This is a genomic window from Natronomonas amylolytica (assembly GCF_037031205.1).
GTDB classification, from domain to species: Archaea; Halobacteriota; Halobacteria; order Halobacteriales; family Haloarculaceae; genus Natronomonas; species Natronomonas amylolytica.
This window is the reverse complement of the sequence record NZ_JAYEZM010000010.1, coordinates 24,596-44,075: the sequence shown is the minus strand read 5'-3', so window position 1 is coordinate 44,075 and position 19,480 is coordinate 24,596. Positions and strand designations below refer to the sequence as shown.

General features: G+C 65.5%; 25 protein-coding genes. 19 read left to right on the top strand and 6 right to left on the bottom strand.

The features are described from left to right. The first annotated feature begins 49 nt into the window (after window positions 1–49). The 3 genes from U5914_RS14065 (at window position 50) to U5914_RS14055 (ending at window position 1,834) form a co-directional block, all read left to right on the top strand. Window positions 50–637 carry a DUF4382 domain-containing protein gene (locus U5914_RS14065; protein ID WP_336136382.1) on the top strand — a complete coding sequence of 196 codons (588 nt, stop codon included), beginning with the start codon at window positions 50–52 and terminating at the stop codon, window positions 635–637. Between the two features lie 85 nt (window positions 638–722). After that, window positions 723–986 carry a DUF5827 family protein gene (locus U5914_RS14060; RefSeq protein ID WP_336136381.1) on the top strand — a complete coding sequence of 88 codons (264 nt, stop codon included), beginning with the start codon at window positions 723–725 and terminating at the stop codon, window positions 984–986. 2 nt (window positions 987–988) lie between these two features. Beyond that, window positions 989–1,834 carry an ATPase gene (locus U5914_RS14055; protein ID WP_336136380.1) on the top strand — a complete coding sequence of 282 codons (846 nt, stop codon included), beginning with the start codon at window positions 989–991 and terminating at the stop codon, window positions 1,832–1,834. Window position 1,835: 1 nt separating this feature from the next. Here the strand turns inward: U5914_RS14055 and U5914_RS14050 are convergent, their stop codons facing one another. Next, window positions 1,836–2,423 (bottom strand): MBL fold metallo-hydrolase, encoded by a 588-nt coding sequence (locus U5914_RS14050; protein ID WP_336136379.1) that lies wholly within the window; start codon window positions 2,421–2,423, stop codon window positions 1,836–1,838. A 115-nt stretch (window positions 2,424–2,538) separates the two neighbouring features. On the opposite strand from U5914_RS14050, the gene hisF reads away from it, so the two are divergent. Further along, window positions 2,539–3,354 (top strand): imidazole glycerol phosphate synthase subunit HisF, encoded by an 816-nt coding sequence (gene hisF, locus U5914_RS14045; RefSeq protein WP_336136378.1) that lies wholly within the window; start codon window positions 2,539–2,541, stop codon window positions 3,352–3,354. Window positions 3,355–3,687: 333 nt separating this feature from the next. Here the strand turns inward: hisF and U5914_RS14040 are convergent, their stop codons facing one another. Continuing rightward, entirely contained in the window at window positions 3,688–3,972 is a 285-nt protein-coding gene (locus tag U5914_RS14040; protein WP_336136377.1) for a DNA-directed RNA polymerase subunit L, read from the bottom strand. A gap of 105 nt (window positions 3,973–4,077) precedes the next feature. Here U5914_RS14040 and U5914_RS14035 point away from each other — a divergent pair, with 105 nt between their 5' ends. The 12 genes from U5914_RS14035 (at window position 4,078) to U5914_RS13980 (ending at window position 14,358) form a co-directional block, all read left to right on the top strand. Further along, window positions 4,078–4,833: an SDR family NAD(P)-dependent oxidoreductase gene (locus tag U5914_RS14035; RefSeq protein ID WP_336136376.1), complete on the top strand. Its 756-nt coding sequence runs from the start codon at window positions 4,078–4,080 to the stop codon at window positions 4,831–4,833. Window positions 4,834–4,942: 109 nt separating this feature from the next. After that, window positions 4,943–6,292 (top strand): ABC transporter substrate-binding protein, encoded by a 1,350-nt coding sequence (locus U5914_RS14030; protein WP_336136375.1) that lies wholly within the window; start codon window positions 4,943–4,945, stop codon window positions 6,290–6,292. A gap of 3 nt (window positions 6,293–6,295) precedes the next feature. Continuing rightward, complete coding sequence (locus U5914_RS14025; RefSeq protein WP_336136374.1) at window positions 6,296–7,192, top strand: branched-chain amino acid ABC transporter permease; 897 nt, start codon at window positions 6,296–6,298, stop codon at window positions 7,190–7,192. Then, window positions 7,185–8,327 carry a branched-chain amino acid ABC transporter permease gene (locus U5914_RS14020; protein ID WP_336136373.1) on the top strand — a complete coding sequence of 381 codons (1,143 nt, stop codon included), beginning with the start codon at window positions 7,185–7,187 and terminating at the stop codon, window positions 8,325–8,327. Before U5914_RS14025 ends, U5914_RS14020 begins: the two co-directional genes overlap by 8 nt. Next, on the top strand, window positions 8,324–9,055 hold the full coding sequence (locus U5914_RS14015; RefSeq protein WP_336136372.1) for an ABC transporter ATP-binding protein: 732 nt from the start codon (window positions 8,324–8,326) through the stop codon (window positions 9,053–9,055). The genes U5914_RS14020 and U5914_RS14015 overlap by 4 nt, the downstream gene beginning before the upstream one ends. Beyond that, window positions 9,052–9,768, top strand: a complete 717-nt coding sequence (locus U5914_RS14010) for an ABC transporter ATP-binding protein (protein WP_336136371.1) — start codon at window positions 9,052–9,054, stop codon at window positions 9,766–9,768. The genes U5914_RS14015 and U5914_RS14010 overlap by 4 nt, the downstream gene beginning before the upstream one ends. A gap of 142 nt (window positions 9,769–9,910) precedes the next feature. Next, window positions 9,911–10,702, top strand: coding sequence for an enoyl-CoA hydratase/isomerase family protein (locus U5914_RS14005; protein ID WP_336136370.1), 792 nt, complete (start codon window positions 9,911–9,913; stop codon window positions 10,700–10,702). 79 nt (window positions 10,703–10,781) lie between these two features. Beyond that, window positions 10,782–11,927 carry an acyl-CoA dehydrogenase family protein gene (locus U5914_RS14000; RefSeq protein ID WP_336136369.1) on the top strand — a complete coding sequence of 382 codons (1,146 nt, stop codon included), beginning with the start codon at window positions 10,782–10,784 and terminating at the stop codon, window positions 11,925–11,927. Continuing rightward, the gene (locus U5914_RS13995) at window positions 11,924–12,784 is read left to right on the top strand and encodes an alpha/beta fold hydrolase (RefSeq protein ID WP_336136368.1); all 861 of its coding nucleotides are present in this window, start codon (window positions 11,924–11,926) and stop codon (window positions 12,782–12,784) included. Before U5914_RS14000 ends, U5914_RS13995 begins: the two co-directional genes overlap by 4 nt. Before the next feature lie 6 nt (window positions 12,785–12,790). Continuing rightward, window positions 12,791–13,312, top strand: coding sequence for an Lrp/AsnC family transcriptional regulator (locus tag U5914_RS13990; RefSeq protein WP_336136367.1), 522 nt, complete (start codon window positions 12,791–12,793; stop codon window positions 13,310–13,312). A gap of 4 nt (window positions 13,313–13,316) precedes the next feature. After that, window positions 13,317–13,502, top strand: coding sequence for a hypothetical protein (locus U5914_RS13985; RefSeq protein WP_336136366.1), 186 nt, complete (start codon window positions 13,317–13,319; stop codon window positions 13,500–13,502). A gap of 37 nt (window positions 13,503–13,539) precedes the next feature. Next, entirely contained in the window at window positions 13,540–14,358 is an 819-nt protein-coding gene (locus U5914_RS13980; protein ID WP_336136365.1) for a CPBP family intramembrane glutamic endopeptidase, read from the top strand. Between the two features lie 96 nt (window positions 14,359–14,454). Here U5914_RS13980 and gatA read toward each other — a convergent pair whose 3' ends face one another. After that, the gene (gene gatA / locus U5914_RS13975) at window positions 14,455–15,723 is read right to left on the bottom strand and encodes an Asp-tRNA(Asn)/Glu-tRNA(Gln) amidotransferase subunit GatA (RefSeq protein WP_336136364.1); all 1,269 of its coding nucleotides are present in this window, start codon (window positions 15,721–15,723) and stop codon (window positions 14,455–14,457) included. Beyond that, window positions 15,723–15,992, bottom strand: a complete 270-nt coding sequence (gatC, locus tag U5914_RS13970; protein WP_336136363.1) for an Asp-tRNA(Asn)/Glu-tRNA(Gln) amidotransferase subunit GatC — start codon at window positions 15,990–15,992, stop codon at window positions 15,723–15,725. The genes gatA and gatC overlap by 1 nt, the downstream gene beginning before the upstream one ends. A gap of 267 nt (window positions 15,993–16,259) precedes the next feature. On the opposite strand from gatC, the gene U5914_RS13965 reads away from it, so the two are divergent. The 3 genes from U5914_RS13965 to U5914_RS13955 are packed head-to-tail and all read left to right on the top strand — an operon-like array spanning window position 16,260 to window position 18,201. Further along, on the top strand, window positions 16,260–17,228 hold the full coding sequence (locus U5914_RS13965; protein ID WP_336136362.1) for a transcription initiation factor IIB: 969 nt from the start codon (window positions 16,260–16,262) through the stop codon (window positions 17,226–17,228). 53 nt (window positions 17,229–17,281) lie between these two features. After that, complete coding sequence (locus tag U5914_RS13960) at window positions 17,282–17,752, top strand: NUDIX hydrolase (protein WP_336136361.1); 471 nt, start codon at window positions 17,282–17,284, stop codon at window positions 17,750–17,752. A 53-nt stretch (window positions 17,753–17,805) separates the two neighbouring features. Beyond that, window positions 17,806–18,201: a universal stress protein gene (locus U5914_RS13955; protein ID WP_336136360.1), complete on the top strand. Its 396-nt coding sequence runs from the start codon at window positions 17,806–17,808 to the stop codon at window positions 18,199–18,201. 7 nt (window positions 18,202–18,208) lie between these two features. Here the strand turns inward: U5914_RS13955 and U5914_RS13950 are convergent, their stop codons facing one another. Together U5914_RS13950 and U5914_RS13945 are read right to left on the bottom strand one after the other, a co-directional pair. Then, entirely contained in the window at window positions 18,209–18,355 is a 147-nt protein-coding gene (locus U5914_RS13950; protein WP_336136359.1) for a hypothetical protein, read from the bottom strand. A gap of 32 nt (window positions 18,356–18,387) precedes the next feature. After that, the gene (locus U5914_RS13945) at window positions 18,388–19,467 is read right to left on the bottom strand and encodes an asparagine synthase C-terminal domain-containing protein (RefSeq protein WP_336136474.1); all 1,080 of its coding nucleotides are present in this window, start codon (window positions 19,465–19,467) and stop codon (window positions 18,388–18,390) included. Between the last annotated feature and the right edge of the window lie 13 nt (window positions 19,468–19,480).

Below are 19,480 nucleotides of genomic sequence, written 5' to 3'. Positions count from 1 at the left end.
ACAGCTGGCAGATAGTATTCGACTACTAACGGATTTTTGTGATATCACAATGAAACTCGACAGACGTACGTATCTGATGACGACGGGCGCAGCGACGGCGAGTATGGTCGGTCTCGCGGGCTGTCTCGGTGGGTCGACCGGGACGCTGGCCACGCGGGTCACCGACCAGCCCGGTGACATCGCCGACTTCGAGGAGTGCATCGTCACCGTCGTCGGCATGTGGCTCGGCCCGGAGGGTGCTGACTCCGGCACCGAAGACGGCGGAACGCCGTCCGACCGGGAGTACTACGAGTACGACGAGCCACAGGAGGCCGACCTCGTCCAGTTGCAGGACGGCGAGACCCAACTGGTCGACGAGCGAGACCTCGAAGCGGGCTCCTACGAGTTCCTGCAACTGGATACCGACGGCGTCGACGCGACGCTGAACGACGGCAGCGAGGCGACCGTCGAGGTGCCGGGCGAGGCGCCGCTGACGTTCAACGAGCCCTTCGAGGTCCGCGAGGACACCCGGACGACCTTTACGGCCGACTTCACGCCGGTCAAGCGCGGCGAAACCGGCAGCTACGTCCTCCAGCCGGTGCCCGACGGCATCACCGTCGACTACGAGGACGGCGGCGGCACCGAAGCCGAGGAGTAGCGCGGCGCTGCTTTTTCGCCGATATCCGCTCCGATGGGCGCGTCGGTAATCAACGCCTAAAAGGCGTGGCCGCCTATCGGCAGCCATGCCACGACCGCGCGAGGAGTTCGACGACCTCCGGGACTTCGAGTTCCGCGAACCCGACGAGGTCCTCGACGACGAGCAGATGTACACCGTCTACGAGATCGCCCGCCTCCTGCAGGGCGTCGACCCCGACCGGGAACTCGACGTCGAAACCGAGAACATCCTGCTGGACTGGGCGATTCCGTGGATGCTCGACCACAGCGAGGCGTTCGTCTTCGCCGAACCGGACGACGAGAACGAACCGGGCTACTACGGTCTCGAATAGCGATGCAACTGCTGGTCGCAGGCGCGAGCGAGGTCGACGCCGGCAAGACGACCTTCACGACCGGCCTCATCGAACGGACTGGCGTTCGCGGCTACAAGCCACGCGCCGGAAACGACTACTGGTACGACCAGGACGACTACCGCGATGCGGTCGACCGCGGCCGCCTCTACGGCAAGGACGCCAAACGGCTCGCCGCGGCCGCGCCGGGCGACGTTCGGCCGGAGGCCATCAACCCGATACACCGGCTGTGGCTGCCGACTCCCGGCAAGGGGAAAGGACTGCTCGGACGCGAAGGCCGGGCCTTCGTCGTCGACCGCGTGACACGCCTTGGCGATGATACAATGGACAACGGTGGGGCGAGCACGCCGCGCGACGAGTACGTCGTCAACGGCACCGTCACGGTGCCGCCGGCCGCCGAACGGGCGTTCCCGCTGGATTCGGCACCGACCGTCGACTCGTTGCCGGCGCTGAACGATTTGATGGCCGAGATACACAAGCCAGCGCTGGCGGCACTCGGCGAGGAAATCGACGCTCGGGAGGACGCCATCGTCGAGTCCTACTCCGATATCGCCCGTCCGTTGGCTGGTTTCGAGCCCGATGCCGTCGCGGTGGTCGAACCGCGGCGCTGTCGAATCTATTCCGGCGACCGCTACGCGAAAGCCTGCGAGGTCGCCAGCGGAAGCGCCCACGAGGGTCGCCTCGAAGAGCGAGTCGACCACGTCATCGAGTTGCTCGACCCGGTGGCGTCGGTGACGCTGCCGGCGCTATCGAGCAAAGAGCGGACCGATGTGCCGGTCGTCGCCGACGCCTATTCAGAGGCCTACGACGCGCTTCTTGCGGCGGTCTAAGTTACTGGCCCATCCGGGCGGTCTGTCCGGCGAGTTCGATGTGGTGGGTCGGGTTCGTCTCGACGGCCGGACCGTGACCGACGTACATCGCCGAAAGGGCGTCGTCGACCGATTCGAGCAGGTAGTCGATGCTCTCGACGAGCGTCGGGCGGTCGCCCTCCGGGAGGTCCGTCCGGCCGAAGCCGCCGTTGGCGAAGACGAGGTCGCCCGCAAAGAGCAGGCCGTCGTCGGCCGAATAGAAGCAGAGGTGGTCGTTCTTATGGCCCGGCGTGTGGAGCGCCCGGTAGTCGCCGTCTCCGATAGCGACCGTCTCGCCGTCGACGATGGCGTGGTCGACGAGTTCGTGGTCGGAATCGAAGCCCCACACCTCGACGTCGAAGGCGTCGACGACGCTGGCGACGTTGCCGACGTGGTCCGGGTGGGTGTGGGTCAACACGAGTGCGTCGAGGCCGGTCTCGGCCGACTCGATGCGGTCGACGGCGTCGAAATCGTTGCCCGCGTCGACGAGGACGGTCCGGTCTCCGTCGACGAGGAAGGCGTTGCTCGTAAAGGAGCGAACGCCCTGTGCGATGTTGCGAACGGTGGTCATCGGGCGTCGGTTGGTTGCCGGCCCGTTTGTGCCTTTCCACGGCGCGGCGTTCCGGCGGGGCGTTGTCGACTCCGAAACGGTCAAACGGTGAGGTGGCGTACCACGAGACGACTAAATGACGCTCACGAAGCGCATCATCCCCTGCATCGACGTCGACGTCGACGAGGAGGGCGAGGCCGCGGTCTACACGGGGGTCAACTTCGAGAACCTCGAATACACCGGCGACCCCGTCGAACTCGCCGAGAAGTACAACGAGTCGGGCGCCGACGAGTTCGTCTTCCTCGACATCACCGCCTCCGCCGAGGGCCGGGAGACGATGCTCGATACCGTCTCGTCGGTCGCGGACGAGGTGTTCATCCCGCTGACCGTCGGCGGCGGCATCCGCACGAAAGCCGATATCAAGGAGACGCTCCGCGCCGGCGCCGACAAGGTCTCCATCACGACCGGCGCGCTCGAACGCCCCGAACTCATCACCGAGGGCGCTGAGGCCTTCGGCAGCCAGTGTATCGTCATCAGCGTCGACGCCCGCCGCCGCTACGACGACGAGGGCGAACACTACTTCGAGGCCGACGGCGAGGACGTCTGGTTCGAGTGCACGAAGAAGGGCGGCCGCGAGGGCACCGGCATGGACGTCATCGAGTGGGCCCGCGACGCCGAGGAACGCGGCGCCGGCGAACTCTTCGTCAACTCCATCGACCGCGACGGCACCAAGGAGGGCTACGACATCCCACTTATAAAGGCCGTCTGCGACAACGTCTCGACGCCGGTCATCGCCTCCTCCGGTTGTGGGGGGCCGGAGGACGTCTACGAGGTCTTCGAGGAAGCCGATGCCGACGCGGCGCTTGCGGCCTCTATCTTCCACTTCGGCGAATACACCATCGAGGAGGTCAAGGAATACCTTGACGAGCGCGACGTTCCGGTTCGGATTTAAATATAGGTTCTTTTGGCTCTGTTGAAATCCTCAGTGGATGACAGGTCATAATCCGACTGTGGTCAGCACAGGTAACCGATGTTTCGACATCTGTTTCAACTTATATCTCGACATATGTTGAAACATCCCATTGTGGGTTTATCCCTCCCGGTCCGAGGTAAGATATGCCATTTGGCATCAGCGTCATCGGCTGGGCGATAGTACTCGCACCGTTCGTAGTCCTCTGGAGGCTACTGAGCAAGAGATAACGGTTGCTCCTTCTCGCGGTTCGCACGTTCGTTTTCTAAGAAACCAACAGCTGTCCGGCAGTAAGCCGACAACCTTTCAGAAAATTCAGGCGGCGGCTTCGAAGGCGTCGCGGAAGGCGTCGGTCTTCGACTTGACGCCGTCGGCGGCCGCTTCGAGGGCGTCGAGGGGTTCGATGCTGCCGTCGGTCTTGATGGTGACGATGGGGTCGGTCTGGCCACCGGACTGCTCGGGGTTCATGTCGTAGGTCGCCGCGGCAACGCCGTCGACCTCCAGCAGGGCGTCCTTGAGGACGTTCATGAAGGTGTGGTCTTCGTCCTGAATCTCGATGGACAGTTCGGTCTCCAGGTTCTCGATGACGCGCAGGTCCATTACGGGTACGTAGACCCAGCGGCCGTATGAGCGTTACGAACCGCCGAGACGCTCGGCCGGTGTGAGCCGCCGAGGGTTTTTGACGGATGCCGACGGGAGTCCGATATGGACATCGACCTCTCCGGCAAGACGGCCGTCGTAACCGGCGGCTCGCGTGGCATCGGGCGGGCAATCTCGCTGGGCTTTGCGGACGCGGGCGCGAACGTCGTCCCGCTGTCCCGGACGGAATCGGCCGTCGAAGCCGTCGTCGAGGACGTCCGCGACCGCGGCGTCGAGAGCCGCGTCGAAACCCTCGACGTGGCTGACACCGACGCCGTCGAGGCGGTCTTCGAGCGCATCGACGACGACCTCGGTATCGACGTGGTCGTGAACAACGCCGGCATCAACCCGGATTCGGCGCTCGGGACGCCCGAGGCGGTCTCCGACGAGGGCTACGAGCAGGTGATGGACGTCAATCTGGGCGGCGCCTTCGCCTGTGCGCGGGCGGCCGAGACGCCGCTGCGGGAATCCGGCGGCGTGCTCGTCAACGTCGCGTCGGTCGGTGGGCTGGTGGGCCTGCCGCGTCAGCACCCCTACGTCGCCTCGAAACACGGCCTCGTCGGCCTGACGAAGAGTCTCGCGCTGGATTGGGCGCCCGACGTGCGGGTCAACTGCCTCGCGCCGGGCTACGTGGCGACCGACCTCACCGAGGACCTGCAGGAAAACGAGGGGCTCCGGCAGTCGATTCGGGACCGAACGCCGCTGGACCGCTTCGCTGAACCGGCGGAAATCGCGGGACCGGCCGTATTCTTGGCCAGCGACCTCGCCGCCTACGCGACCGGGTCCGTCTTCGCGGTCGACGGCGGATGGACGGCGCGATAGCCGCCGCGCGTGCGGTAAGTATTGCCAGCCGACTTCCTTTCGGCTGTCTAACCCTTACAAACCGTACCGCAGATTTAAGGGGTATCTTCTGTAAGAAGGTACCGGACCAATGGTTAACAATGGCAAAAGCAGTCGGACAGCGGACGAAACTGGATACCACGGCGTCGACCGCCGGACCTTCCTGAAGGCGACCGGCGCCGGTGCGGCCGGGACGGCGCTGGCCGGCTGCCTCGGTGACGGGAACGGCGGCGGCGGTGGCTCGAACGGCCTCACGGTCGGCCACCTGGGTCCGATGGCGATTCCGCTGGGCGTTGGGTCGCTTCGCTCCGCCGAGATGGCTGCCGAAAAAATAAACGAGAACGGTGGCGTCAACGGCGGCGATGTCGAAATCATCGAGGGCGACACCCAAGCGACGCCGTCGGAGGCCCAGTCGGTCGCGGAGGAACTTATCCAGCAGGAGGACGTCGACGTTCTCGTCGGTGCCTTCGCGTCCGAGGTCGCGCTCTCGCTTGTCGATTTGACCTCTCAGATGGACGTCCCGTTCATCGTCACCGGGTCGGCATCGGTGCAGGTGACCCGCGACAATGTCGGGGAGGACTACGAGGCCTACAGGAACATCTTCCGCACCGGTCCGGTTAACTCGGCGCTGCAGGCCGAAGCCGTGGCGGGCCACTGTGAGTACCTGTTGAACCGGCAGGACTGGGACAAAGTGGCGTTCCTCCGTGACAACGCCGCGTGGACGAAGTCGTTCGAGGAACTGATACCGGGACTGCTCGACGAGCGCGGAATCGACATCGTCTACGACTCCGCGCTGTCCATCAACAACCCCGACCTCGGGTCCGTCATGGACGAGGTCGCCGAAACGGACGCCGACTACATCCTCCGGTTCTTCGCCCACATCGACGGCAGCCCCATGCTCTCGGCCTGGCACGAGGGCCAGTACGACTTCGGCATCGAGGGCATCCACGTCACGGGGATGTTCCCCGGCTACTACGAGGCCTCTCAGGGCGTCTCCCTCTACGAGACGACCGCCCAGACGGGGGGTGCCGGCGTCACCGACATCACCGAGAAGACCGTCCCCTTCACCGAGGAGTACCGCGAACGGTACAGCGACGCCGAGGAGCCGCCGACTCAGGCGCCGATGTACATGGGCTTTACCACCTACGACTCCATCTTCATCGCCAGCAACGTCGTCAACGACACCGGGGAGGCGCCACGGTCGAACCTCGACGGCTTCGTCGACCGGATGCTCGAGGTCGACTACACCGGCGTCGCCGGACAGATTCAGTTCTACGGGCCGGACTCGGAGTACCCCCATGACCTCAAGGAGACCCGAGACGACGAGGGCGACGTCCTGAACTTCCCGATCACCCAGTGGCAGGACGGCGGCGACCTCGAGTGTGTCTACCCCGAGGCATACCGCACGGCAGAGCACGTCAAGCCGGAGTGGATGCGGTGAGCGATGGTTCTAGGTCAACTCCCAGAACTCCTCATCCAGGGTGCGATGGTCAGTGCGGTCTACGCGCTGATCGCCATCGGCTTTACGATGATCTTCGGCGTCGGCGGCGTACTGAACCTCGCTCACGGGGCGCTCATCATGGCTGGGGCCTACGTCTTCGGCCTGCTCGTCCGGGATACGTTCGTCGGATGGCTCACGCTTCCGCCGCTCGTCGCGTTCCCGGTCGCGGTAGCCATCGTCGCGCTCATGTCGCTGGCGCTCTACGAGGTGCTGGTCCGCTGGATCGAAGAGAACGTGGTCATCACGTTCCTCGCGACGGTCATCGTCGCCGTCATCGGGACCGAACTCGCTCTCTTCTACTTCGGGTCGCCGAACCTCGGGATGTCGCTCGTCCCGGGGTCGCTGAACCTCGCCGAGTACGGTATCGGCATGCGCATCCGCTACGTCCAACTGATCGGCTTCGTCGTCTCGTGGGTCGTCATCGGCCTGCTGTGGTATTACATCACGCAAACGGACGACGGCCGGTCCATCCTCGCGGCGTCGATGAGCGAACGCGGCGCCGTTCTCACGGCGGTCAACCTCCATGCCGTGCGGGCGAAGACGTGGCTCATCGCCGGCGGTCTCGCCGGTATCGCCGGCGTCTTCCTCGGTTCGGCCGACGGCGCCACGCCGATGATGTGGCTCAATCCGCTGGCGCTGGCGTTCATCATCGTCGTCATCGGCGGCATCGGCTCCGTCAAGGGGTCGGTCGTCGCCGCCTACCTGATCGGCTACCTCGAACAGTTCACCGTGACCTTCATCGGCCACCAGTTCAGGGGAATCCTCTCGTTAGTCCTCCTGTTGCTTTTCATCCTCTATCTGCCGCAGGGCCTCTATGGGAGGGAGTTCACCCATGAGTAGCCTGCTCGTGCTCGGAACGGTTCTTGCCGCAGTCGGCGATGCCGCCGACGGACTCGCCGAGACGCTCCGGACGTCCGTCGTCGACCCACTCGACCGCGCCCTCGACCGCCTCCTCGCGCCGGTCGACCGCGCGCTGAGTCCCGCGGCCGACGCCTTCAACCGAGCCCTCGGTGCGTACTTCGGCGAGATGACCGGCATCCAGTTCGGCCTGCTGGCAGCGACGGTCGTCGGGTTGCTCACCGCTGGCGTGTGGGCACCGATGGTCAGCGGCACCATGCTCCGGACGCTGGCGCTGGCCAGCATCTGGGCCGTCCTCGCGATGAGTTGGGACATCCAGAGCGGCTACACCGGCTACATCAGCTTCGGTCACTCGGCGCTGTCGGGTATCGCCGGATACACGACCGCGCTGTTGATCGTCTACGTCAGTCCCGAACTGCCGTTCGTCGTGACGGCGATTCTGTCGGTGCTGGCGACGCTCGTATTGGGCCTGCTCATCGCGCTGCCGACGCTGCGACTCAAGGGGCCGTACTTCTCGCTGATCACGTTCGTGTCAGTCCTGCTGTTCTACCGGCTGACGACCGCCTACGACGCGCTGGGCGGTATCCCCGGGTTCAACGAACCTAGCGTGTTCACGTGGGACCCCGTGATGCGGTACTACTACATGGTCGTCCCGATGCTGCTCGTCGCGCTGGCGTTGACCTATCTAGCGCGGTCGAATCTCGGGATGATTCTCGTGGCCATCCGCGAAAACGAACCCGCCGTGTCGGCGGCCGGACTCAACCCGACGAAGTTCAAGATCTGGTCGTTCGTCCTCAGTTCCATCCCGATGGGGCTTGGGGGCGTGCTATTGGTCGGCTTCTACGGGAACGTCGACCCGAACACGTTCGTGTTAGTCAACAACAGCATCGAGATAATCGCGATGGCCGTCCTCGGCGGGATGAGCTCCATCCTCGGACCGATGGGTGGGGCGTTCCTGTTCGAGTTCCTGAACCACGAAGTACTGGGCAGCCTCCCGCGGGCCCTTCGGTACGTCATCCTCTGGGTGCTGGTGTTGCTCGTCCTCGTGTTCGCCCGGAACGGGCTGTTCCGCAAGATCTGGCACCGACTCGGTGCCGTCGGAGGTGACGACCGATGAGCATGCTGGAAATCGACGGACTGACCAAGCGGTTCGGCGGTCTCGTCGCGGTCGACGACCTCTCCTTCGACGTCGAAGAAGGCGAGATACTCGGCCTCATCGGCCCGAACGGCTCCGGCAAGTCGACGGTGTTCAACTGCACGATGGGCATCTACGACGTGACCGAGGGCCACGTTCGGTTCGACGGAACGGATATCACCGAACTCGGCACCCACGAAATCGTCAATCAGGGCCTCTCGCGGGTCTCACAGGAGTCGAACCCCATCGACGCGTTCCCGGTTGCCGGCAATATCAAGCTGTTCACGCTGCCGAACAGCATCACGTCGCTGCATGGCGGCGCCCCCGACGAGGAGATCGCCAAGTACGCGGCACGCGTCGATATCGACGACGTCCTTCACGAGACGCCCGACGAGTTGCCGCACGCGGACGTGCGACGGCTCGAAATCGCCAAGGCGCTGGCGACGGAGCCGTCGATGCTGCTGCTCGACGAGCCCTTCGCCGGCATGAATCAGGCCGAAATCCGGAAGCTCTCCGAGCAGATCGAGCGACTCCGCGAGGAGGGCATGACGATGGTCGTCGTCGACCACAACATGAGCAGCCTCATGGAACTGGTCGACCGCGTCGTCGTCCTTCACAACGGCGCCAAGCTCGCGGAGGGCACGCCCGAAGCGATCGCGAACAACGAGGACGTACAGGAAGCCTACCTCTCGACGGAGGGCGACATATGAGCGAGACACTACTCGAAATCGAGAACCTCGACGTATTCTACGGCAAGACACAGGCGCTGGACGACGTTTCCGTGTCGGTCGACCGCGGCGAAATCGTCGGCGTCATCGGCCCGAACGGGGCCGGCAAGACGACGATGATGGATTCGGTCGCCGGCTTGCTGGACTACGAGGGGTCGATAACCTACGACGGCATGGACGTCGCGTCGGTCTCCAGCCGAGAACTCATCGAGGAGGGGCTCGTCTACTGTACGGAAGACCGGGACCTCTTCCCGTTCTTCAGCGTCGAGCAGAACCTGCTGATGGGCGCGCAGTTCCGCGACGACCGCGAGGCGGTACAGGAGGACCTCGATATGGTCTACGACCTGTTCCCTCGTCTCGACGAGCGCCGCGAGCAGGAAGCCGAGACGATGTCCGGCGGCGAACAGCAGATGCTCGCCGTCGGCCGCGCGCTGATGAGCGGCCCCGAGTTGCTGATGCTCGACGAGCCGACCCTCGGGTTGGCGCCGGTCATCATCGACGACATCAGCGACGCCATCGAACGGCTGCTCGACGAGGGCCTGACCATCCTGCTGGTCGAACAGAACTCGACGTTCGCGCTACGACACGCCGAACGGCTCTACCTCATCGAGAACGGCAAGATCGAACTCTCCGGGACCGCCGAGGAGTTCAAGGAAAGCGAGTACGTCCGCGACGCCTACATCGGCGTCACGTAGCGCTCGTCGACCGCCGCTTTTGAGCAATCGAAACGACTCGTCGATTCATTCTTTCAACCGTTAGCTATTCGCCACGGAGCCTGAACGCTGGTCAGCGTATTGGGAAGGCTTTAGAGGGAGGGGTCGTATGTGGTGGTGTATCATGAGTGACGCAGCGACCCTCGATATCGAGGACGGCATCGCGACGATTACGCTCAACCGCCCGGACAGCCGCAACGCGCTGTCCAGCGAGATGTCCGGATCCATCGTCGACGCGGTCGACGAGGCCGAGGCGAGCGACGACGTGCGCTGTCTCGTCGTCACGGGCAAGGAGGGCACCTTCTGTGCCGGCGGCGACGTCAACTCCATGGTCGAGTTGATGAGCGACGAGGCCGAACTCCACGAGGCCGTCGAGAACATCCAACACGATACGAGCCGTGCCATCCAGCGCATCGCCGAGTTCCACCTGCCGACGGTCGCCAAGGTCGACGGCGTCGCCTACGGCGCGGGTGCGAACCTCGCCATCGCCACGGACATCACGCTCGCCTCCGTCGATGCGAGCATCTCCTTCGGCTTCCGGCAGGTCGGCCTCGCCGTCGACACCGGAACGTCCTATCTGCTGCCCCGCGAGGTCGGCCTCAGCAAGGCCAAGGAACTCGTCTTCACCGGCGAACTGTTGGACGCCGAGGACGCCGAGGACCTCGGCCTCTTCAACCACGTCTTCGAGGAGGACTTCGAGGAACAGGCCGCGGAGTTCATCGAACCCATCGCCACGGGGCCGACCATCGCGCTTCGGAACTCCAAGCAGGCGCTCAATCAGGGCTTCAACGCCTCCCTGAAGGAAGCCCTCGACAACGAGGCATCGGCGCAGGCGGCCGTGTTCGCCACCGACGACCACGAAGAGGGGGCGACCGCGTTCATGGAGGGCCGCGAACCCGAATTCAAAGGCGAATAGTTCATCCCGCGCCACCCTGAATTAACGCTGTTCGAAAAGAGGGGCAATCTATTTTGCAACGGAAGCCCAGGGTCCGTACATGTCCTTTCAGCTCAACGCTGAGCACGAGGCGATTCGCGAGGCCGTTCGCGAATTCGGGCAGGAAGAGATAGCTCCCGTCGCGCGCGAACACGACGAGGAAGGCAAGTATCCCGAGGACCTCCGTCGGCAGGCCGCCGAACTGGATTTCGTCTCCCCGCACATCCCCGTCGAGTACGACGGCGCGGGCATGGGCGCCATCGGCCGCACCATCGTCACCGAGGAACTGTGGCGTGCGGACCCCGGCATCGGCTCGGCCATCGGCTCGGCCGGCTTCGGCTCCTCGATGATTCTGGAGTACGGCGACGAGTGGATGAAGGAGGAGTGGCTGCCGAAAATCGCCAACGGCGAAGCGGCCTCCTGTTCCTGCATCTCCGAGCCCGCCCACGGCTCGAACGTCGCCGGCATCGAGACCCACGCCGAACAGGACGGCGACGAGTACGTCCTCAACGGCAACAAGATGTGGATTACCAACGGCACCGTCGCCGACGTCGCCGTTGTCATGACCAAGACCGACCCCGAGGCCGAACCGGCCCACCGCGGCATCACCGCGTTCCTCGTCCCCACCGAGAAGGACGGCTTCAAGCCGACGAAAATCGACAACAAGCTCGGTATCCGCGCCTCGGACCTCGCGGAGGTCGTCATCGACGACGTGCGCGTCCCCGAGGAGAACATCATCGGCGAGAAGAACGAGGGCTTCTACCAGCTCATGGACTTCTTCGCGTCCGGCCGCACCAGCGTCGCCGCACAGGCGGTCGGTGCCGCACAGGGCGCGCTCGACGCCGCCATCGACTACGCCAACGACCGCGAGCAGTTCGGCCAGAAGATCAAGGAGTTCCAGGCCATCGAGCACAAGGTCGCCGAGATGGCGACTAACCTCGAAGCCGCCCGTTCGCTGACTTACCGTGCCGCGAGCCACGTCGCCGACGACAAGGACGACACCGCCGTCAGGCTGGCCTCGATGGCGAAACTGTTCGCCTCCGAGAACGCCGTCGACATCGCCGACGAGGCGATTCAGGTACACGGCGGCGCGGGCTACGTCTCGGACCATCCCGTCGAGCGCATCTACCGTGACGCCCGCATCACGAAGATCTACGAGGGGACCAGCGAGATTCAGAAGAACATCATCTCCGACCGCCTCCTATGAACCACGAGGAATGGACCGACGCGCAGTCGGAGACGGGCGTCACCGTCGACGGCCACGAGCTGTCGGTCGCTTATTATGAGGACGGCCCCGACGAGCCCGAGGACACGCTCGTCTTCGTCCACGGCGTCCCGACGTGGTCGTTCCTCTGGCGTGACGTCGCGCCCGCGTTCGCCGACGACTACCGGGTCGTCGTCCCCGACATGCTCGGCTACGGCAACTCCGCGAGCCACGACGGCTTCGACCGCTCGATTCGCGCCCAGGAGGCGATGCTGTCCGAACTCCTCGATACGCTCGGCGAGGAATCGGTGACGCTCGTCGCCCACGACATCGGCGGCGGTGCCGCGCTCCGACTCGCGGCTCACTCGCCCGAGCGCGTCCACCGACTCGTCGCCTCGAACATCGTCTGCTACGACTCCTGGCCCGTCGAGTTCGTCGCGAACCTCGGCCTGCCGTCGACCACCGAGATGGACGACGAGGAGTTTGAGGCCAAACTCGATTTCGCCTTCGCCGAGGGCGCCTACGGCGAGGCCGACCCCGAGTTCGTCGAGGGGATGAAGGCGCCGTGGCTCCGCGAGAACGGCAAACGCGCCATCTCGCGGGCCGCCGTCGCCACGAACACCAACCACACGACCGAGATTCCCTACGACGCCATCGACGCCGAGGTGCTGTGTCTGTGGGCTACCGACGACGTCATGCAGCCCATCGAGTACGGCCACCGACTCGCCGATGACCTCGGCGGCGAGGTCGTCGAACTCGACGAGGCGTACCACTGGGTCGTCGAGGACCGCTCGGAGACCTACCGGGAGGAACTCCGCGAGTTCCTCACCGAAACTGACACGTTGGAGGGGAGTGAGTAGCCGCGCATGGCTTCGAGTGACGCCCCGAGCTGGGAGTTCAAAGAGCGGGACGTGCTGGTGCTTCGGGAACTCTCCCGGGACCCACAACTGTCCTCGCGGGACCTCGCCCGCATTCTGGACGAGAAATACGACATCGACGTCTCTCATGTCACCGTCTCCGAATCCATCCGCGGCATGCGCGAGGAGGGTGTCTTCCGGGAGGCGATCATCCCCAACGAGGAGTACTTCCACTTCGCCCTCTTCGAGTTCAAGTTCAATCCCGAGAACTTCGACGAGCAGTGGCGTCCGGCGATGGAGTTCATCCGCGATTCGCCGAACACGCTGTTTTACTTCCTCTCGGATGGGGAATACCAGTGGAAGTCGGTCATGATGTTCTCGACCCGGGAGGCCCAATCCCAGTGGATTCACGACTTCTACAAGGAACACGGCGACGTCGTCCACAACCTCCGCAACTCCGTCGTGACGAACGTACTGAAGTTCCGCACCGACCCTGAAATCCTCGAGAGCCTCCACGACGCCGACGACTGACGTGATGGGCGAGGACGGCGACCCGCTTTCCGTGGTCGCGCTCGTGGTCGGCTCGCTCGCCTTCGTCTTCGCCGCCGTACTGGTCGCGGTCCAGTTCGCCGGCCGCCCGGAGAGCGTGTTGACCCTCCCGCTCGTCATCGCGGCACCGGCCGCCCTCGCGGTGCTGTACTGGTATCTTCGCTACGGGTAGGGGTGGCCTTTTGAGTCGACCCGCCGTAGGGGCGGCCATGTCGGATGCAGACTCCTCGCTCGGCGACCGGCTTCCCGCCCCCGTGGTCGCGGTGGCCGTCGTCGTCGGGCTCGTGGCACTGGCCTTCGTCGGCGGCAACGCGCTGGCGGCCCTCCTCGGCCTCGCGCTCTCCGTGGCGGGCGTCGAACTCACGCCGCGACGGGCGGTCGTCCTCTCGGTGCTGACGCTGCAACTGGTCGCCTTCACCGCCGTCTCGGTCGGCTACCTCCGCTATCGAGGCCAGACGCTGGCCGATATCGGCGTTCGAGTCCCCTCGCTGGAAGGCTGGATCGCGCTCGGGGCCGGCTACGTCGGCATGGTCGTCCTGTGGCTTTCGGGCGCCATCGCGACCTTCGTCATCGCCTCCCGACTCGGCATCGAGCGCCAACAGCAGGGCATCATCGAGGTGGCACAGCAGGACCCGCTCATCTTCGTCCTCATCGGCGTGTTGTCGATGCTCATCGTCGGGCCGGCCGAGGAGTTGCTGTTCCGCGGCATCGTCCAGTCACGCCTGCGGGAGACGTTCGGCCCCGTCGTGGGCGTCGGTACCGCGACGCTGTTTTTCGCCTTCGCCCACATCACCGGTTTCCTACCGGGCAACATCGAGGGCGCGCTGCTCGGCGTCGTGGTCCTGTTTCTGGTCGGCCTCGTCCTGGGCGTCGTCTACGAGTTCACGGAGAACCTCGTCGTCGTCGCGGTCATCCACGGCCTGTTCAACATGACGCAGGCGGCCTTCGGCTACATCGGCGTCCGCTTCGGCGACGCGGAAACGGCCGCCGTCGCCGTTCGCGGCATCGCGGCACTCGTCGGGGTATAAAAGGAACTGTCCGTGTCATACGGTTTCTTGTAGTCATTTATCGGTCATCACCGGTGCACATTGGCGATGATCGGTAAATCGTTACAACAACCCGTATCAGGCCAGCGCGGAGCCGGCGCGGATGATGATCTCCTCGCCGAAGGCGGGCCCGACCAACTGGAGGCCGACCGGCCCCTCGTCGGTCTCGCCTGCGGGGACCGAAATCGCGGGCAGGTTCGCGAGGTTGACCGGCACCGTGTTGGCGTCGGCGAGGTACATCTGGAGGGGATCATCGAGGCTCTCGCCCATCTCGAACGGCGGAACGGGCATCGTCGGCGAGGCGAGCACGTCGACGTCCTCGAAGGCCGCGTCGAAGTCCTGTTTGACCCACGCGCGGGCGTCCTGAGCCTGCTTGTAGTACTTGTCGTGGTAGCCGGCCGAGAGGGCGTATGTGCCCAGCAGGACCCGGCGTTTGACCTCCTCACCGAAGCCCTCCTCGCGGGCCGCGGCGAACGAGTCGTTCCAGTTGCCCTCGTGGCCGCCCGACTTGCCGTAGCGGACGCCGTCGAAGCGCGCGAGGTTCGAGGAGGCTTCGGACATCGCGATGACGTAGTAGGCCTGCACGGCCGTCTCGACGGAGGGAAGCGACACCTCTTCGGTGGTCGCACCCTGCGACCGGAGGTCCTCGAGTGCGGCCTCGAAGGTCTCGCGGACGCCCTCGTCGGCGCCCTCTACCAGTTCGGTCGGCACGCCGACCGTGAGGCCGTCGACGTCGCCGTCCGCGGCGGCGGCGTAGTTCGAGTCGGCACCCTCCTCGCGCGTCGTCGCGTCGTTCTCGTCTGGGCCGGCGATGGCGTCGAGGACCTCGGCGGCTTCCTCCACGGTCGGCGCCAGCGGGCCGATTTGCTCTAAGGAGTTGGCGTAGGCGACCAGCCCGTAGCGGGAGACGAGGCCGTAAGTGGGCTTGATACCGACGACGCCGCAGAAGGCGGCGGGACAGCGGACCGAACCGCCGGTGTCGGAGCCCAGAGCCACGTCGGCCTCGCCGGCGGCGACGGCCGCGGCCGAACCTCCGGAGGAGCCACCGGGCACCCGGCCCTCGGCGGCGGGGTTCTCCGTCGGGCCGAAGGCGGAGGTTTCGGTGGTCGTCCCCATGCCGAACTCGTCCATGTTGGCCTTGCCGACGATAGTCGCGCCCGCGTCCTTGAGGCGCTGGACGACGGTAGCGTCGTAGGGCGGGACGTAGTCGTCGAGCATGTTCGACCCGCAGGTGGTGCGGACGCCCTCGGTCGAGATGTTGTCCTTGACGGCGACGGTGACGCCCGAGAGGGGGCCGTCGTCGGCGCCCTCGACGGTCTTCTCGGTGATGAAGGCGTTGTGGCTCATTACGATACCTTCGGCCCCTTGAAGTAGCCGTCCTCGGTCTCCGGTGCGTTCTGGAGGGCCTCCTCTTGGGAGAGGCCGTCGCGGACCTCGTCGGGTCGCATCACGTTGGCCAGTTCGGGTTCGCCCTCGGTTTCGGGCACCTCGTCGAGCGCCTCGAAGTACTCGAGGATGTCGGCGAACTGCTCGGTGAACCGGTCGACCTCCTCCTCGTCGAGGTCGACGCGGGCCAGCGAGGCGATATGGCGGACTTCCTCCTCGTCGACGGTCATGGTCGACTGTGGGCGTGGGGTGTCACTAAGGGTTTCGAATACCCCCTCTCGTGTCGCCCGCCGCCGCACGACAGTTGTTCGTCGTGACTTATTTAAGCAGACGCCCTCACCCGACGTCACTTCCGGATACCAGCACCAAACGGTTCGAACGGGCGATAGAGTGCTGGAAATTTCCGTTTCGGAATATTCCTCGGCCCCAATATTTAAGTCGGTGACGCGACAACAGATTAGTAGCGCAGTTCCTCCATTGACTGCCGTTTGTTCAAAATGACTGACAGCACCGTCAGACGTTCCCAGCGCGAGGAAGAGGAGGAAACAACCGAGGAGAGCGACGAGTCCGAACTGGTCTGTCCGGAGTGTGGCGGGTCGCTCCGGGCGGACACCGAACACGGCGAGACCGTCTGCAGCGAGTGCGGCCTCGTCGTCGACGAGGACGAGATCGACCGCGGGCCCGAGTGGCGCGCCTTCGACAGCGCCGAGAAGGACGAGAAGTCCCGCGTCGGAGCCCCGACCTCGAACATGATGCACGACAAGGGGCTGTCGACCAACATCGGCTGGCAGGACAAGGACGCCTACGGCAACTCCCTGTCGAGCAAGCAACGCCAGAAGATGCAGCGGCTCCGCACGTGGAACGAGCGGTTCCGCACCCGCGACTCCAAGGAGCGCAACCTCAAGCAAGCGCTGGGCGAAATCGACCGGATGGCCAGCGCACTCGGCCTCCCCGACAACGTCCGAGAGACTGCCTCCGTCATCTACCGGCGCGCGCTCGACGAGAACCTGCTTCCCGGCCGGTCCATCGAGGGCGTCGCCACCGCGTCGCTGTACGCCGCCGCCCGGCAGGCCAAGACCCCGCGCAGCCTCGACGAGGTCACCAACGTCTCCCGCGTCGACAAGAGCGAAATCGCCCGTACCTACCGCTACGTGGTCCGCGAACTCGGCCTCGAAATCCAGCCCGCCGACCCCAAGAGCTACGTCCCGCGGTTCGCAAGCGACCTCGACCTCTCCGACGAGGCCGAACGCCGCGCCCGGCAGTTGCTCGACAGCGCCGCCGAGGCCGGTATCACCTCCGGCAAATCGCCCGTCGGTCTCGCCGCCGCTGCGGTCTATGCGGCCTCCCTCCTGGTCAACGAGAAGGTGACCCAAAGCGAGGTCAGTGAGGTCGCGGACATCTCCGAGGTCACCATCCGGAACCGCTATCACGAACTGCTGGAAGCCGAGGAAGGCCTCGACGTCTGACGACGCTTTTTCGATAACGAAACGTCGAAACCGCCTCGCTGTGCGGTGCCTGTATGGAGACGACACGGCATTTCGTGGCGACCATGTACGTCGTCAACGACGGCGCGACGCTGCTGCACGAACACGAGAAGTTGGGCATGTGGCTGCCGCCCGGCGGCCACATCGACCGCGACGAACAGCCCCACGAGGCTGCCCTCCGGGAAACCTACGAAGAGACGGGCCTCGACCCGGAACTCGTCGCCGAACGCGGCCCCTACGACACCGGGCAGGCCGAATCGATGCCGCGGCCCGCCGCCTTCCTGCTGGAAGACATCGACGTCCACGAGGGCGGGCGAGTGGCCCACCAGCACATGGATTTCGTCTACTTCGGCCGCGTCGAGAGCCGTGCGGTCGAGCCGGCCGGCCACGACGAGACTGGGGCCGACGCGTGGGAGTGGTTTACCGCCGAGGAACTGGACGCCCACGACGAACTGGCGACCGACGTTCGCGACCTCGGCATGCGGGCCATCGAGTCGCTTTCGTGAGTGGGATTCGGGCCCGTCTTATATATGGGGGACCTGCGTAGACGAGTACGAGTATGACACACATCGTCATCGCGATCGACGACGACGAGGAGCGAGCGAAACTGCAGGCCGAGCGCGTCGCAGAGATCGACTGGGACGAGGAGGAGGTCTCCGCGACCATCCTGCACGTCTTCACCGACAACATCGAGGGTGCGGGCATCACGCAGTTCCGACCGGCCCGGAAGGCCGTCGACATCCTCGAAGACGCCGGTATCGAGGTATCGGCCGACGAATCCAGCGGCGACCCGGCCGAACGCGTCGTCGCCTACGCCCGAGAGGAGGGTGCCGACGTCATCTGCGTGGCCGGCCGCAAGCGCTCGCCGGCCGGCAAAGCGGTCTTCGGAAGCGTCTCCCAGTCGGTGATGCTGGACAGCGAGGTGCCGGTCCTGTTCTGTCCCTCCGAAGAATAACCCACCCTCAGATCAGCAGTTTGTAGAACAGCGGCACCGACACGACGAGGAAGAGGACGAAGAGCCACCACGGCATCAGCAGGCCGAACACGACGACGAAAAGCAGGCCGATGCCGGCGACGACGAGTCGCCCTTTCAACGTGAGGCGAGCCATGTCGGCCGCTGTACGACCGACCTATTAAAACCTCACTCGCACAGCGAGTCGATGTACTGCCCGACGTGGTCGTCCATCCGGCGTTTGAAGCCGGCCTGTCGGGCCAGTCGGTCGAGTTCCCGCGAGACGAGGGTGCCGTACTGGACGGCCTTCTTGTCGCGCTCGCGGACCTCGTCGGGCAGAAAGTCGGCGGCCTCCCGGAGGGCGACCTTCCGGGTCTCGCCCGAAACGAGCAGGCCGCCGGGAAGCCGCAGCGCCGTCTCGACAACCCGGTCGTCCAGTAGCGGCGCGACGGGTTCGACGCCCGCCGCCCGGAGGGCCAGCACGTCCCGTTCCAGTTGGTCGGGCAGCGAGGCGATTACCTCGCGGGTCGCCCCGCGGACCGTCTCGGCGTCGACCCGCGGGTCATCCGGCGCCTTGGCCACCTTGGCGTAGCCGCCGAACAGTTCGTCGGCGCCCTGTCCGACCGCGAGCCGGTCGTAGCCGTCCGCCGCGACCCGCTCGGCGACCAGATACAGCGGGAGCGCGATGTTGATGTCCATCGCGTTGGTCCGTCCCGTCGCGCGAACCAGTTCCGGCACCGCGCGCACGAGGTCGTCGTGGGCAAACTCGACGACGTGTACCTCCCGGTCCAGCGCCTCGGCGGCCGACCGGGCGGCTTCGACGTCGTGGCTGTCCTCGAAGCCGCCGACGTAGAGCGGGCCGTCGAGTCGCGCGGCGAGAATCGCGGAGTCGATGCCGCCCGAAAAGGCGACCGGGACCTCGCTGTCGACCTCGTCGCCCGCGTCGTCGACCGACTCCGTGACGGCCGCCCGGACCTCCCGAACCGCCCGCTCGCGGTCGGCGTAAGGGTCGGGATTCGGCAGCGTCCAGACGCGGGTATCGCCGTTCTCGTCGCGGCGGTGGCCCGCGGGGACGGGGTTCGGGTCGCGGAGGTCGGTCGGGTCGGGGCTGGAGACGGCCGGCGCGTCCGCTTCCGAAAAGAGGGGATAGCGACCGAGCACGTCCCGGACGAGGGCGCCGTCGAGTTCGCCGGCGAACCCGCGGGTGCCGACGAGCGGATTTCGGGTATCAAGGGCATGTCTAACGGTAGCGCAGTCGGCGCCTTGCATCGCGTCGTCGCTC

What these genes read in the sequence shown, in the direction of transcription:
- U5914_RS14065 (WP_336136382.1), top strand. Translation starts at nt 50, where the DNA reads ATGAAACTCGACAGACGTACGTATCTGATGACGACGGGCGCAGCGACG.
- U5914_RS14060 (WP_336136381.1), top strand. Translation starts at nt 723, where the DNA reads ATGCCACGACCGCGCGAGGAGTTCGACGACCTCCGGGACTTCGAGTTC.
- U5914_RS14055 (WP_336136380.1), top strand. Translation starts at nt 989, where the DNA reads ATGCAACTGCTGGTCGCAGGCGCGAGCGAGGTCGACGCCGGCAAGACG.
- U5914_RS14050 (WP_336136379.1), bottom strand. Translation starts at nt 2,423, where the DNA reads ATGACCACCGTTCGCAACATCGCACAGGGCGTTCGCTCCTTTACGAGC.
- hisF (WP_336136378.1), top strand. Translation starts at nt 2,539, where the DNA reads ATGACGCTCACGAAGCGCATCATCCCCTGCATCGACGTCGACGTCGAC.
- U5914_RS14040 (WP_336136377.1), bottom strand. Translation starts at nt 3,972, where the DNA reads ATGGACCTGCGCGTCATCGAGAACCTGGAGACCGAACTGTCCATCGAG.
- U5914_RS14035 (WP_336136376.1), top strand. Translation starts at nt 4,078, where the DNA reads ATGGACATCGACCTCTCCGGCAAGACGGCCGTCGTAACCGGCGGCTCG.
- U5914_RS14030 (WP_336136375.1), top strand. Translation starts at nt 4,943, where the DNA reads ATGGTTAACAATGGCAAAAGCAGTCGGACAGCGGACGAAACTGGATAC.
- U5914_RS14025 (WP_336136374.1), top strand. Translation starts at nt 6,296, where the DNA reads ATGGTTCTAGGTCAACTCCCAGAACTCCTCATCCAGGGTGCGATGGTC.
- U5914_RS14020 (WP_336136373.1), top strand. Translation starts at nt 7,185, where the DNA reads ATGAGTAGCCTGCTCGTGCTCGGAACGGTTCTTGCCGCAGTCGGCGAT.
- U5914_RS14015 (WP_336136372.1), top strand. Translation starts at nt 8,324, where the DNA reads ATGAGCATGCTGGAAATCGACGGACTGACCAAGCGGTTCGGCGGTCTC.
- U5914_RS14010 (WP_336136371.1), top strand. Translation starts at nt 9,052, where the DNA reads ATGAGCGAGACACTACTCGAAATCGAGAACCTCGACGTATTCTACGGC.
- U5914_RS14005 (WP_336136370.1), top strand. Translation starts at nt 9,911, where the DNA reads ATGAGTGACGCAGCGACCCTCGATATCGAGGACGGCATCGCGACGATT.
- U5914_RS14000 (WP_336136369.1), top strand. Translation starts at nt 10,782, where the DNA reads ATGTCCTTTCAGCTCAACGCTGAGCACGAGGCGATTCGCGAGGCCGTT.
- U5914_RS13995 (WP_336136368.1), top strand. Translation starts at nt 11,924, where the DNA reads ATGAACCACGAGGAATGGACCGACGCGCAGTCGGAGACGGGCGTCACC.
- U5914_RS13990 (WP_336136367.1), top strand. Translation starts at nt 12,791, where the DNA reads ATGGCTTCGAGTGACGCCCCGAGCTGGGAGTTCAAAGAGCGGGACGTG.
- U5914_RS13985 (WP_336136366.1), top strand. Translation starts at nt 13,317, where the DNA reads ATGGGCGAGGACGGCGACCCGCTTTCCGTGGTCGCGCTCGTGGTCGGC.
- U5914_RS13980 (WP_336136365.1), top strand. Translation starts at nt 13,540, where the DNA reads ATGTCGGATGCAGACTCCTCGCTCGGCGACCGGCTTCCCGCCCCCGTG.
- gatA (WP_336136364.1), bottom strand. Translation starts at nt 15,723, where the DNA reads ATGAGCCACAACGCCTTCATCACCGAGAAGACCGTCGAGGGCGCCGAC.
- gatC (WP_336136363.1), bottom strand. Translation starts at nt 15,992, where the DNA reads ATGACCGTCGACGAGGAGGAAGTCCGCCATATCGCCTCGCTGGCCCGC.
- U5914_RS13965 (WP_336136362.1), top strand. Translation starts at nt 16,260, where the DNA reads ATGACTGACAGCACCGTCAGACGTTCCCAGCGCGAGGAAGAGGAGGAA.
- U5914_RS13960 (WP_336136361.1), top strand. Translation starts at nt 17,282, where the DNA reads ATGGAGACGACACGGCATTTCGTGGCGACCATGTACGTCGTCAACGAC.
- U5914_RS13955 (WP_336136360.1), top strand. Translation starts at nt 17,806, where the DNA reads ATGACACACATCGTCATCGCGATCGACGACGACGAGGAGCGAGCGAAA.
- U5914_RS13950 (WP_336136359.1), bottom strand. Translation starts at nt 18,355, where the DNA reads ATGGCTCGCCTCACGTTGAAAGGGCGACTCGTCGTCGCCGGCATCGGC.
- U5914_RS13945 (WP_336136474.1), bottom strand. Translation starts at nt 19,467, where the DNA reads ATGCAAGGCGCCGACTGCGCTACCGTTAGACATGCCCTTGATACCCGA.